12 protein-coding genes are annotated in these 12,778 nt (G+C 56.3%); 1 reads left to right on the forward strand and 11 read right to left on the reverse strand.

Annotation, left to right across the window (positions count from 1 at the left end; all coding sequences use genetic code 11):
- Positions 1 to 7 precede the first annotated feature (7 nt).
- From E5161_RS19935 to pth, 9 genes are all read right to left on the reverse strand, one after another.
- Positions 8 to 289: an RNA-binding S4 domain-containing protein gene (locus E5161_RS19935; protein WP_136779639.1), complete on the reverse strand. Its 282-nt coding sequence runs from the start codon at positions 287 to 289 to the stop codon at positions 8 to 10.
- Between the two features lie 3 nt (positions 290 to 292).
- Positions 293 to 565 carry an HU family DNA-binding protein gene (locus E5161_RS19940; RefSeq protein WP_136779640.1) on the reverse strand — a complete coding sequence of 91 codons (273 nt, stop codon included), beginning with the start codon at positions 563 to 565 and terminating at the stop codon, positions 293 to 295.
- 197 nt (positions 566 to 762) lie between these two features.
- The gene (gene yabN, locus E5161_RS19945; protein WP_136779641.1) at positions 763 to 2,265 is read right to left on the reverse strand and encodes a bifunctional methyltransferase/pyrophosphohydrolase YabN; all 1,503 of its coding nucleotides are present in this window, start codon (positions 2,263 to 2,265) and stop codon (positions 763 to 765) included.
- 7 nt (positions 2,266 to 2,272) lie between these two features.
- On the reverse strand, positions 2,273 to 3,991 hold the full coding sequence (locus E5161_RS19950) for an oligosaccharide flippase family protein (RefSeq protein ID WP_136779642.1): 1,719 nt from the start codon (positions 3,989 to 3,991) through the stop codon (positions 2,273 to 2,275).
- A 192-nt stretch (positions 3,992 to 4,183) separates the two neighbouring features.
- On the reverse strand, positions 4,184 to 4,723 hold the full coding sequence (gene spoVT, locus E5161_RS19955) for a stage V sporulation protein T (protein ID WP_136779643.1): 540 nt from the start codon (positions 4,721 to 4,723) through the stop codon (positions 4,184 to 4,186).
- A 276-nt stretch (positions 4,724 to 4,999) separates the two neighbouring features.
- Positions 5,000 to 6,109 carry a peptidylprolyl isomerase gene (locus E5161_RS19960; RefSeq protein ID WP_136779644.1) on the reverse strand — a complete coding sequence of 370 codons (1,110 nt, stop codon included), beginning with the start codon at positions 6,107 to 6,109 and terminating at the stop codon, positions 5,000 to 5,002.
- A complete protein-coding gene (mfd, locus tag E5161_RS19965; RefSeq protein ID WP_136779645.1) occupies positions 6,096 to 9,620 on the reverse strand; it encodes a transcription-repair coupling factor in 3,525 nt (1,174 codons plus the stop codon). The genes E5161_RS19960 and mfd overlap by 14 nt, the downstream gene beginning before the upstream one ends.
- 170 nt (positions 9,621 to 9,790) lie before the next feature.
- Complete coding sequence (locus tag E5161_RS19970; RefSeq protein ID WP_136779646.1) at positions 9,791 to 10,021, reverse strand: anti-sigma-F factor Fin; 231 nt, start codon at positions 10,019 to 10,021, stop codon at positions 9,791 to 9,793.
- A gap of 90 nt (positions 10,022 to 10,111) precedes the next feature.
- Positions 10,112 to 10,684: an aminoacyl-tRNA hydrolase gene (pth, locus tag E5161_RS19975; protein ID WP_136779647.1), complete on the reverse strand. Its 573-nt coding sequence runs from the start codon at positions 10,682 to 10,684 to the stop codon at positions 10,112 to 10,114.
- Positions 10,685 to 10,804: 120 nt separating this feature from the next.
- On the opposite strand from pth, the gene E5161_RS19980 reads away from it, so the two are divergent.
- Positions 10,805 to 11,005 (forward strand): hypothetical protein, encoded by a 201-nt coding sequence (locus tag E5161_RS19980; protein WP_136779648.1) that lies wholly within the window; start codon positions 10,805 to 10,807, stop codon positions 11,003 to 11,005.
- Between the two features lie 63 nt (positions 11,006 to 11,068).
- On the opposite strand, the gene E5161_RS19985 is transcribed toward E5161_RS19980, so the two are convergent.
- Together E5161_RS19985 and E5161_RS19990 are read right to left on the reverse strand one after the other, a co-directional pair.
- Positions 11,069 to 11,710, reverse strand: coding sequence for a 50S ribosomal protein L25 (locus E5161_RS19985; RefSeq protein ID WP_169306776.1), 642 nt, complete (start codon positions 11,708 to 11,710; stop codon positions 11,069 to 11,071).
- 105 nt (positions 11,711 to 11,815) lie between these two features.
- Entirely contained in the window at positions 11,816 to 12,772 is a 957-nt protein-coding gene (locus tag E5161_RS19990) for a ribose-phosphate diphosphokinase (RefSeq protein WP_136779650.1), read from the reverse strand.
- Positions 12,773 to 12,778: the final 6 nt, after the last annotated feature.

Genomic DNA, 12,778 nt, shown 5'->3' on the forward strand with positions numbered 1-12,778 from the left:
CGCAAAATCACGGGAAAGAGGGACCATCTTCGTTTTTGCGGAATTCCTCTTTGACTACGGTATACATCGATTCGGTGTCCTCTTTTTTCGCCGACTCCAGAAGCCGCTCGATCCGCACGGTGACGATTCGCTGGCCGAACTGGATTTCGAGCTCGTCACCCGGCTTGACGACGCTGCCCGGTTTGGCCTCTTTACCGTTGAGAAGGACGCGCCCTTGATCGGACACGTCCTTCGCGACGGTGCGGCGCTTAATAAGCCGCGACACCTTCAAAAATTTGTCGAGACGCATGAATTACTTTACAGCGTCTTTCAGTTTGTTGCCTGCTTTGAATGCCGGAACTTTAGAAGCCGGGATCGTGATGGATTTGCCGGTTTGCGGGTTGCGGCCCACACGGCCGGAACGCTTGCGGGTTTCGAAAGTGCCGAAGCCGATCAGTTGAACTTTGTCGCCTTTAGCGAGGGCGTCGGATACTTCCGTCAAGAAGCCGTTCAGTACGGATTCGACATCTTTCTTCGTCAATCCGCTTTTGCTTGCAATGTTGTTAATCAGGTCGGTCTTGTTCATGATTCGTAATCCTCCCAGTTTTTCTTGAGATTAGGTCGCTTGCCGTTGCGGCCTGAAGGCCGTCGGGAAGCGTTCTTTTGAAAAGCACAAGAAGAGTATTCTGTCCCTTGCTAAAAAAATCCTGCAAAACTTGCAAAATTTTTTCCCGATTTATGAAGAATTTAAGGGAAAGTTGGCGAAAAAGCGGAATGTCGGCTTCATAAGTGGGTATTTTTGGCTTTTTGCCACCACTCTTCCATTTCTAGTAAATCAGTTTCGTCAAAAGTTTTGCCGCTTATACGCAGTCTCTCTTCTATATAGTGGAACCTTTCGGTGAATTTGCGATTGGTGCCGGCAAGCGCTTCTTCCGGATCGGCTTTCAGAAAGCGGGCCGCGTTCACCACCGCAAAAAGCAAATCTCCCAACTCGTCCTTCTGCCGGTCGGCCGGCTCGTCCTTCACTGCGCTGCGCAGCTCCGCCAATTCCTCTTCGATTTTGTCGAACACGCCGGACAGATCCGGCCAATCGAACCCGACGGCCGCCGCTTTTTTCTGCAGTTTGTAGGCCTTCATCAGCGCGGGCAAGTCTCTAGGTATGCCGTCCAAAACGGAGGCGCGCTCCGCCGCGCCTTTGCGCCGTTTCTCTTCGGCCTTCATCTGCTCCCAATTCCGCAGTGCTTCCTCGGCATCCCGGGCATTATCTCCCCCGAATACATGAGGGTGGCGGAAAATGAGCTTATCGTTCAGCTCGGCGAGCACGTCATAGATGTCGAACGTTCCGAGTTCTTGTTCCATCTGACTGTGCAGAAGAACCTGAAGCATCACGTCTCCGAATTCTTCTTTCATATTGTCGGGGTCGTCGTTATCGAGCGCTTCGATGGCTTCATAAGTTTCTTCGATGAAATTTTTGCGGATCGATTGGTGTGTCTGCTCGCGGTCCCAAGGACAGCCTTCCGGACTCCGCAATATTTCCACGATCTCCTGCAGCCGTTCGAAAGAACGGCGCCGAAGTGTTTCGTCCCGGTCCGCCCGCACGAAAACCAGCGTCAAATTGCCGTAACCGTCCAGTCGATCAAGCTCATGCAGCGGAACGTTCAGGATGCGTTCTTGTCCGGGAACGCCCAGCGCCTGTCCGACCACGACGGGATAATCGTCGGGATATACGTTCATCAGCGCCAGCTTGACGTCCGACGCGGTGAACGAATCGTATACTTGTCCGATCACGGTATGTAAGCGGGGGCGAAGCGAATCCCGCGTCACTTCGGATGCGTCGAGCAGCTGAAATCCTTCGATCGGATCGAATCCGAGCGAAGTGAACACTTGGTCGAGAAAGCTTTCTCCGCCGAGAATGCGAACTTCCACGCCCTCCTTCGGCGCACGTTCGCGCAATAGTACGACGGTTCGTTCCGCGACCATCGGATGCCCCGGTACGGCATAGACGACCGGCTCTCCTTGCGATTCCTTGGCGATTTGCAAGAGACGCTCAGCGATCGCATCGTACACTTCGGTGAAATCGTCGTGTGCTTCATAGATGGAATCGAAAGATTCAAACACGATATCCCGTCCGCTCAGGTCGGATACCGCGGGATGGTCAGCTGTACGCACGTAACGGAGCCGCGATTGTTCCAGCGCCTTCAGCGCTCCGAGTGTCAGCTGATCTTCACCGCCGGATCCGAGGCCGACAACGGTAATGGATGGTGTTGAGTTTGAAGTTGGCGTCATGGGTCGATCATCCTTCCCTGGAATGTGGGGATGAGGGCGTCTGGCGGCGAAGCGCCGCGTGAAGCCGCAGCAGCCAGACGTCCGCGCGCGAGGCCGCGGAAAGACCGGGCAGCTCGCGCCATTGCTGCGGGCCGACGGCGCCCGCGGCGATCAGGCCGGCGGCGAAAGCGGCTAAGCCCACGGCAACGCCGGGCAGCGCGGTGAGCAGCGCTCCGGCGCGGTGCGGCAGGCTGTGCGTGAGCGCGCCGAGCGCGAACCCGGTGGCCGCAACGGCCGCGGCCATGAAAGCGAGCGCGGCAGCCGAGCGCCAAGCGATCGCCAGGCTTGGTCCGGCCACGGCAAGCCGCGAGCGCAGCGACAGCGCGTTCAGCACCGCGGCTGAGGCGTACGCGGCAACCATGGCGGCGGCCGCGCCGGTAATGCCGTACGCCGGCACGAGCGCGGCGTTCAGCGCCAGCTTAAACACGGCAGCGGCGGCCAAGTTCACGGCGGGGGACCGCAGGTCTCCCCGCCCTTGCAGCAGTGCGCCGCTCACCGCCTGCAGCGCGCCGAACAGCGCGGCCGGCGCAAGCAGAGCCATGACCGCGCTGCCGTTGTCGTCCGCGAACAGCGCGATATCGACCGGCACGGCCAGCAGCGCCAAGCCTGCCGCCGCGGCGCCGCCGAACCACCAGGCGAGGCGCAGCGTGAACGCGGCCCGCTCGGCCGCCGCAGCATCATCGCCCCGCACCCGCTCGGTCGTCAGCGCGGGCACCAGCGCCGCGGCTGCGCCAGCGGCAGCCATGAGCACCAGCTGAAGCAGCGCAATCCCGCGGTTATATACGCCGAATTGGGAGATCGCAGACACCGCGTCCGCCCCTTCTCGCTGAAGCAGCCGGGGAATGGTGAACGCGTCGATCAGCCCGAACAACGGAGCGACCACGGAAACCGCCGCCACGGGCAAAGCGATGCCGGCAATCCGTTTCACCAAAGCCAGCCTGGGCTCCTGCCAATAAAACATTCGTTTCGTAGTCGTATTCCCTGAGGTGCTCGCAGCTGCCTTCCGCCGTATCCAGACGCCTGCTTTGCCGGAAGACTTCTCGGGCCACAGCATCACGATCAAACCCGCTGCGGCTCCTGCGGCCAGTCCTCCATGGACGGCAGCCGCGGTCGCCGGGCCGCTCCAGCCCGCTCCAACTGCAATGCCGAGCATCATGAGCATAAAAGCAACGCGCGCGGATTGCTCGATCAGCTGCGACACGGCCGGCCGGAGCATGCTCATCTGGCCTTGCCGGTATCCCCGCAGCGCAGCTGCTGCAGGTGCAAACAGCAGCGCGATCGAGCTGGTCCGAATGGCGGATGCCGCTTCCGGCACTCCCATCCACTCGGAGAACAGGCCGGCTCCCAGTTGAAGCGCCGTGAAAGCGATCAGTCCGCTAACACTAAGCAAACCAAGCGACCAACGTACGATTCGCTGCGCACCCAACTCGTCGCCCTCCGCCTCACGCTCCGCGACGAGCGCGCTCACCGCGGTCGGCAAACCTGCCGCGGCCAGCGTCAGCCACAACACCGCGAACGCGTAAACGGCGCTATATAATCCGAATACTTCGTCTCCTCCGAAGTTTTGCAGCGGGATTTTCTGCAGCGTGCCGATCAGCTTAGAGACGAGCGCCGCTCCTCCGAGCAGCGCGGCTCCTTTCAGAATCGCCTGTCCTTGCTCCCGCTGGCCGTATCGTTCCTTTCTCATGCATTCCTTCTCCCCATTCTCCCTCTTCAAGCCTGGAGAATCTCCATGTATGCATTATATACGAATACGGATTCCGGGACGAATATCGGCGCGGCAGGGTATCCAACCTGCAAAAAAGCTCCCCGGCACGGCACCTTATACCGTCCGGGAAGCTATCCTTCTTGGGATCGTGAGCTAATCAAGATATCACGCTTACTGCTCCATCTGTTTAGCCAGAAATCCGGCCGCAGTCTCCACCATTTTGCTCTCCATTTCACCCATCGTCACGCCGTCTTCTTTGCTGAGAAGCACGACTGTTCCGATCGGATCGCCTCCGGCCACAATAGGAGCCGCCACGAACGAGCTGAACGTTTCGCCGTCCCTCATGATCTCGTATTTACCGCCGCCGGTCTCCAGCATAATTTTGCGGTTCTCCATGCAGCTTTCCAACGTTCCGCCGATGGGCTTGTCCAAGTACTCTTTCTTGGAAGCGCCGGCCAACGCGATGACAGTGTCGCGGTCGGAAATCATGGTGATATGACCCGTGCTTTCAAATAAGGATTCGGCGTATTCCTTGGCGAAGTCGCCCAGCTCTCCGATAGGGGAATACTTTTTCAGGATCACTTCCCCGTCCCGGTCCACGAAAATCTCCAGAGGGTCTCCTTCCCGGATGCGGAGCGTGCGTCGGATTTCTTTCGGAATGACGACCCGGCCGAGGTCATCGATGCGGCGTACAATCCCGGTTGCTTTCATGGTCCAGTTGCCCCACTTTCATCGTTGTTTTCACCATTGGCTGCTGCGCCGGCTCGGATCCCTGACCGGCCTGTATCGCGAAGGCTTTTGCGCTCGGAGGAAGGTTTCACGGATTCGTAGCTGTAGTATTCAACCCCTCCCATTTTCTTATGCGCTTGCCCACCGCTGGAGAAAACAGCCAACTGCTCTTCCTGTTATTACCCTTAAACCAACGAAGTGCTTTTGAAAAATAAAAAGCCGCCCCCAGAGAACGGGGGCAGCCGATGAGCCGCTTGTTTACTTGCTTGTAGTAGCCGTGGGAGATGCCGTTGCCGACGGCGAAGCCGGTGCGGATGCCGTAGGCGATGCGGATGGCGACGGCGACGGTTCGGCCGGCAGGGTGACTTTAATATCCAGGCTGTTCTGTTCGCCTTCCAGATACGTCTTGATTTTTTCGTCCACAACTTCCTGCTTCAGCTCGTCTTTCGTCTCCGCAGACAACTTATCAAACGCCGCGACGTCCCGGCTTGCAACCATGATCACATGATAGCCATAGCTTACTTTCACGGGATCGCCGATTTTACCGATGGGCTGCGTGTTGGCGGCGTTTTTGAATTCCGTCACCCATCCTTTCACGACCTGCTTTTCGTACAAGCCGCCGTTATCCTTGGAACCGGGATCTTCGGAGTATTGCTTGGCGATTTCGTTCCAGTCTCCGCCTTTTTCGAGCTTGTCCTTCACCTCTTTGGCCAGCTTCAAGGCGTCCGCGTCGGAACGCTTTTCTTCGCCGGTTTGCGGGTCGGAGGTGGTGATTAGAATATGGCGTACGGTTGCGACGTTATAGTCCGAAGGATTTTTATCAAAAACGGCCTTCAAGTCGGTATCTTTCACCGCACCGCTGACTTCCGTTTGTTTAGCCTGAACGACTTGGTTGGCGGAAGCCAGCGCTTTGACGAATTTCTTCATCTCAGCGACTGTGATTTTTTGTTGTTCCAGCTGATCTTTCAAGCTCGGCTGCTGTTTGATGGCATCGTTAACCTGCGTTTCAAACTTCGCCGCCTCGTCGTCGGCCGACTTTTTCTGTGTATCCGTGGTACGGGTAGACAAGACCTTATATAAAACATATTGTTTCAAGAACGGTTCTTTGAATTGCGGGATTTGCAAATACATCGCCGTCTGCGGGTCGGTTACGGTCAAGAAAGAAGTATATTTGTCAAACTCCCCTTGGCTGATTTCTCCGCCTTTGTAGGTCGCGACGACTTGACCTTGACCGGCGCCCGGGAGCTGGTCCGTGGCGTTCTTGGGTTCCGCTTTTTTGCCGCAGGCCGAAACCAGTGCGGCCAGCATCACCGCCGCGAGCGCTAACACGAGCACCCGGCGAATCGGTGTGCGTTTAGGGTGTAACATCTTGAAGTTCTCCCTTCGATTTTAGGACTTCCCTGTATTGTACCAGAAATTCCTCTGCCAGCGCCAACAAAGCGTCGTCGTCCAAGCCTCTTACCTTCAGCCGCACTTGCTGCTGCTGCGCGGATATCGTTACGGTGAGCCGCCCTTTGAAATTCGCTTCCATCGCCTTCAATTTGACCGGTTCGACCTCGGCGCTGCGGCGGTCTTCGAACTTGATTGTGATTTCCTCTCCGCGGTTAACGATCGATTCGATCCCGTATTGGCGGCCGTAAACCCGCAGCCTCGCCACCGTGAGCAAATTCAATACCGCCTTCGGAGGATCGCCGAATCGGTCGGTTAATTCTTCGAACAAGTCCGCCACGTCTTCCAATGTAGAAGAAGCCGCCACTTTTTTATAAATTTCGATTTTCTGGATGCTGTCGTAAATGTAGTCTGGCGGAAGGTAGGCATCGACACCCAGATCCAGCTGGGTATGGACCGGCTGTACCGGCACCGCTTCAGCGCCGTATCGTTCACTTTTGAGCTTGTTGATTTCTTCCGATAGCATTTGAGAATACAAATCGAAGCCTACGGAAGCGATAAAGCCGTGCTGTTCCGCGCCCAGCAAATTGCCCGCTCCGCGAATCGCCAAATCGCGCATGGCGATTTTGAACCCGGAACCGAGCTCGGTAAATTCCTTGATCGATTGAAGACGCTTTTCTGCGACCTCGGTCAACACCTTGTCCCGCTGATAGGTGAAATACGCATACGCAATCCGGTTCGAGCGGCCGACGCGCCCCCTGAGCTGATAAAGTTGGGAAAGCCCCATCTTGTCGGCATCGTGAACGATCAACGTATTCACGTTCGGAATGTCCACGCCCGTTTCAATAATACTCGTACTGACCAGCACATCGGATTCGCCGTCCAGAAAATCGAGAATCGTCCGTTCCAGCTCCTGCTCGGACATTTGTCCGTGGCCCACGGCCACGCGGGCGTCCGGCACGAGCGCGCTGATCTGCTCCGCCATCTGGTAAATGCCTTGTACGCGGTTGAATAAATAGTAGACTTGGCCGCCGCGCGCCAGCTCCCGTTCGATCGCTTCTCGGACAAGCGTCGGACTGTACTCCACCACATAGGTCTGCACAGGGAAACGATTTTCCGGCGGTGTCTCGATCACGGACAAATCCCGTACGCCGAGCATGGACATGTGAAGCGTCCGCGGGATCGGCGTCGCGGTTAAGGTGAGCACGTCCACATTCGTCTTGAGCTTCTTCAATTTCTCTTTATGAGTCACGCCGAAACGCTGTTCTTCGTCCACGATGAGCAGACCCAAGTCTTTAAAAATGACGTCTTGCGACAGGAGGCGGTGCGTGCCGATGACGACATCCACCGTTCCCGCGCGCAGTCCTTTGATCGTCTCGTTCTGTTCCTTGCGTGTGCGGAAACGGCTGAGCACCTTGATCTGAAACGGATAGCCGGAAAACCGTTCGCGGAACGTTTCATAATGCTGCTGAGCCAGGATGGTCGTCGGGACGAGCACGGCCACCTGCTTTCCTTCGATGGCGGCTTTAAAAGCGGCCCGCACCGCTACTTCCGTTTTCCCGTAGCCTACATCGCCGCACAGAAGCCGGTCCATCGGGCGCGACAGCTGCATGTCGGCTTTGATTTCGCGTATCGCCCGGAGCTGGTCGGGCGTTTCCTCATACGGAAACATCGCCTCAAACTCCTGCTGGTAAGGAGTATCCTCCCCAAATCCGAAGCCTTTGGTTTCTTGACGCGCCGCATACAGCTTGATGAGATCGTCGGCGATATCCTTGACGGAAGAACGAACCTTCGACTTCACCCGGTTCCAATCCGCGCCGCCGAGCTTGCTGAGCTTCGGCTCCTTCTCTTCCGCGCCGACATATTTTTGGATCAGATCGAACTGCTCCACCGGAACAGACAGCCGATCGTTGCCGGCGTACGTAATGTGCAAGTAATCTTTATGAATACCGGCAACTTCCATCGTGCCGATGCCGAGGTATTTGCCAATGCCGTGGTTTTGATGGACGACGTAATCGCCGACCTTTAATTCCGTATAGCTTTTGATGCGCTCCGCATTGTCCAGATGGCGGTCGACTCTGCGCGCCTTGCGCTGTTTCTGGGTGAACATTTCGCCTTCTGTGATGACAACCAAATGCACGGAAGGCAGTTCAAAACCATTCTGCAAATTGCCATGTATAATTTCGGGCGGCTCGATCTGGTAATCCTCCAGCACCCGCCGCATCCGGTCGGCACGCTCATGTCCGCCTGCCAGCATCACAATTTTGGCGCCGTTTTTGCGCCAGCGTTCCATCTCGGCTTTCAGCACATTCATTTGTCCGTGGAAGTTTTGCATCGACCGGCAGACGAAGTTGACGATGTTTTGCGGTTGGGTATGCGGAATCTGCCGGACGAACAAAGAGAGATACACCGTCTGAAACCCTTTGGGATAAAGGGCTTGCTCCGCCCCAACGGCCAGCGCGAAGCCGGGCAGCGACTTGCCTTGCTGCAGCAAGTGCGTGCTCCACTCCGCCTCATCCCGCTCCAGCTGACGGGCCGTTTCGCCGAGCCTGCTCGGTTCGTCCAGCATGAGCAGCGTATCTTTCGAAATGTAGTCCAGCAGCGTTTGTCTTTCGGGATACAGCAGCGAAATATATTTGTAGATTTCAGCAAAATATACGTTTTGTCGCAAAAGCTCGATTTCCCGGGAAATTTCAGCGGAAAGCCGTTCTTTGGCCTGTCGGTCGCTCATCTTTTCCAATTGCTTCTCCAAAAGAGACTCGGCATGCTGAGCGGCATTCATGAACCTGGCCGTATTGGCGATCAATTCGCGGCACGGACGCACCGTGTATTCGTTGAGCTTGTCGATCGACCGCTGATCTGTAGGGTCGAACGTCCGGATCGAATCCAGCTCGTCGTCGAACCATTCCACCCGGTAGGCCATGGAGGAAGCCAACGGAAAAAAGTCGACAATGCCGCCCCGCACGCTGAAATGACCTTTTTGTTCCACGCGGTCGACACGTTCATACCCCAGCGCCACCATATCGCGCAAAAACCCTTCCATGGGAAGGGTGTCTCCGACACGCAGATCGATTCGCGCTTCGGCCATCGTGTTACGGTCGGGCTGGAAACGCCTGACACCGGCGAAAGGCACGACAACAATGCCGCGGAAGCCTTCAGCCAGCTTCAGCAGCACGTCCAGGCGGCGGGCGGACGTCTCCGGACTGGAGATCGCCGTCTCCGCGGCTATGAGTTCGTTGGCGGGATACAGCAGTACTTCTTCTTGCGACAGACATTCTTGCAAATCGTCTGTCATTTTTTGCGCCGCGAACATATTGTGCGTCACGACGAGCATCGGCCGCCCGATTTCCCGGTACAAGGCGGCGATCATGACCTGCCGGGCCGAGCCCGACAAACCCGCGACAAGCTGTTCCTTCATGCCGCCGCGGATTCCGTTCATGACGCTCACCAGATCGGAGTCCGTGACGATCCTTTGGAGCAGCGGGTTCATGGCGTTTCCCCTTTCAATCCTCTCCGAAAAGGAGGCATAGCTCGTAGCTTATTCGGCTTGCTTTTCGGAGAGATCTGCATGGTTCGGAATAATGTAACATTAACCAGAAAAAGAAGCCCCGGCACATGCCAAGGCCTCCTCACGATGTGGTTTCGTGTGCGGCGCAAGCTTCATTGCAGCGGATTGCTGAGCAGCGCCAGCTCGGGATGCGATTCCAGCGTTTGGCCGCAGTATTCGCAAACAACCTTTACGGTCACGTCCCCGTTTGAATTATACGTCATTATACGCTTTCGCTCTTCGGGGGTCAAGAATTGCAGGCCCAACCGGTATTCGGGGACTTGCCCGCTCTCGAAACGTCCCAGCGGCATATGGCAGTGTCGGCATTCATAGTTTACAGCCATATGGAGGCCTCCTGAATGGGGATCTGCGGCTTCTTGCCGCGCCTCATTCAGTATACCCGCCGAATCTCGATTTTAAGCGGAAAGGCATCCTTAATCTGAGGATCGGCCATTAAACTTGGCCATCGTCTGATCGAACGAGTGCGTCAGCGAAAACTCGATCGCATCCGCCGCTTCCTCAATCATCCGTTTGAGATCGGCCGCTTCCGACTTGGCGAATGTAGAGAGCACGTAATCGGAAATCACCATGCCCGGCTTCGGCCGGGAAATGCCCATCCGTACCCGGTTGAACGTCTGCGTGCCGGTGTGCTGGATGATCGACTTGATCCCGTTATGCCCTCCCGCACTGCCTTGGTAACGCAGCCGGATTCTGCCGACTTCGGTGTCCATGTCGTCGTATACGACAATGGCGTCCTCCAGCTGGGCCTTAAAATAATCCATGAAAGCCCGTACGGACTCCCCGGACAAGTTCATGTATGTCATCGGCTTTACGAGCGCCACCCGGACGTTCTGTACACGGGCTTCCGCCACAAGCGCCTTGCATTTGTTTTGAAAAGAGCCGGCATTCCATCTTCGGGCGAGTTCGTCCACAACGAGAAAACCCGCGTTGTGCCGAGTCATCTCGTAAGCGGGTCCGGGGTTTCCCAGTCCGACGATCCAGCGCATGATTGTCATCGACCTCCACTTGCAGCTGCGACTTAAATTTTTCTCATTTGCATGCAACGATTTGACCTCGTTATGTGTCCTAGCTGTTAAGGAACCTAAAAACGAAAGAAGGTGAACTTCATGTACTTAAACGGTCAAATGATTTTCCACGACCGTCACTTTGCCGACCACATGGTATCCGAAGTGCCGGTCCAAATCTACTTCGGTCGTCAGCATAGCGACATCGGGTTCATCGAATATTATGGCAAAGAATTCGTGAAGGTCAACAATATTTTCTACAGCCGCCGGCAGTTCACATTCGTCTCCCGTCCGGGATACTGACCCCAGTCCCGAACACCGAAAAGAGCCGCGCAAAAGGCGCGGCTCTGTTTTGATTTTTCGAGGTTACTCTTCCACTTTGGCCCCGGTATTGGCCTGGCTGGCCGCTTCTTCGGAAGCGTCGTCCATCGCCTCGACTTCGTCTTCCGTACGCTCTTTTTGCGGAGCAAGTACCGCGATTACTACCGTATCCGCATCGAGCGCCGCTCGAACGCCGTCAGGAAGCCGAATATCCCCAACGGTAAGATTGTCCCCAATCTGCAGCGCGGTCACATCAATGGTGATGGCCTCCGGCAAGTTCTTAGGCAGACACTCGATCTCCACCTCATGAAGAACGAGCTGCAGCAGGCCGCCTTCCTTCTCGCCGGCAGATTTTCCCGACACTTCTATGCGTACAGGCACGGTCACGCTCTGGTTCATATTAATTTTGTGAAAGTCGATATGAAGCACTTCACGACTAAGTGCATCTCTTTGCACGTCCGTCAGCATCACGTTCTTTTTGCCGATACCCGGCACTTCCAATTCCAGCACGGCACGCGGATTGTTTCGAAGCAGCGCCTGTACATCCTTCGCATCCACCGTGATCGGCGTAGATTCCTTCACACCTTGACCGTAAACGATGCCCGGCACTTTGCCTTGACGGCGAATGCTTTGCAACTGGCCGCGGCTGGTCGTTTCACGTTTCTCGGCTTGCAGTTTTTGACTCATAGGGAATACCTCCTTAGCGGGTCGGCACATACCGCCTAATTCACCCGTCTAACTTGCACCCATTAGGCACAGGCATACCCTATTGTTACCCGCCAGACAAGCAGCTTAAACATGAGGCTCGAACAGCTTGCTGATCGACTTCTGCTCATGAATGCGAGTAATGGCCTCCCCGATCAGCGGCGCTACGGAGAGAACGCGAATTTTGGTACATCCTTTTAAATCGCGAAGAGGGATCGTGTCGGTGACCACCACTTCTTTGAGATGGGAGTTTTGCAGCCTTTCCATGGCCGGACCCGACAAAACCGGATGCGTACAGCAGGCATAAAGCTCCTTGGCGCCGGCTTCCTTCAGCGCTGTGGCCGCCAGCGCGATCGTGCCGGCCGTGTCGATGATGTCATCCACCAGAATCGCGGTCCGCCCGGCTACGTCTCCGATAATATTCATCACTTCGACCACGTTCGGCTCTGGCCTTCTCTTGTCGATAATGGCGAGCGGCGCGTTGAGTGTATCGGCCAGCCTGCGCGCCCGGACCACGCCGCCGTGGTCGGGTGATACGACGACCGGGTTTTCCAGATCCTTCTCATAAAAATAGTCGCCCAAAATCGGAACACCCAACAAGTGGTCCACCGGAATGTCAAAAAAACCTTGAATTTGCATCGCGTGCAAGTCCATGGCAATGACCCGGTGTGCCCCGGCGGTCTCAATGAGATTGGCCACCAGCTTGGCGGTAATCGGATCGCGTGAACGCGCTTTGCGATCTTGCCGCGCATATCCGTAGTACGGAATGACGACGTTGATCGATTTGGCGGATGCCCGTTTGAGCGCGTCCACCATGACCAAAAGCTCCATCAAATTTTCGTTCACCGGCGCACACGTAGACTGGATGACAAATACGTTGGCGCCGCGCACGCTTTCATCGAGCTGGATGTGGATTTCTCCGTCGCTGAACCGGCGCAGATGGACAGTGCCCAGCTCCACGCCGATATGCTTAGCAATGGCCTTGGCCAGCTCCGGATTCGAACTGCCTGAAAATAGTTTTAAAGTGCCGTCATGATAGGCCATCGGAAA

The sequence above is a fragment of the Cohnella pontilimi genome (assembly GCF_005049045.1).
In the GTDB taxonomy this organism is placed as follows: Bacteria; Bacillota; Bacilli; order Paenibacillales; family Paenibacillaceae; genus Cohnella; species Cohnella pontilimi.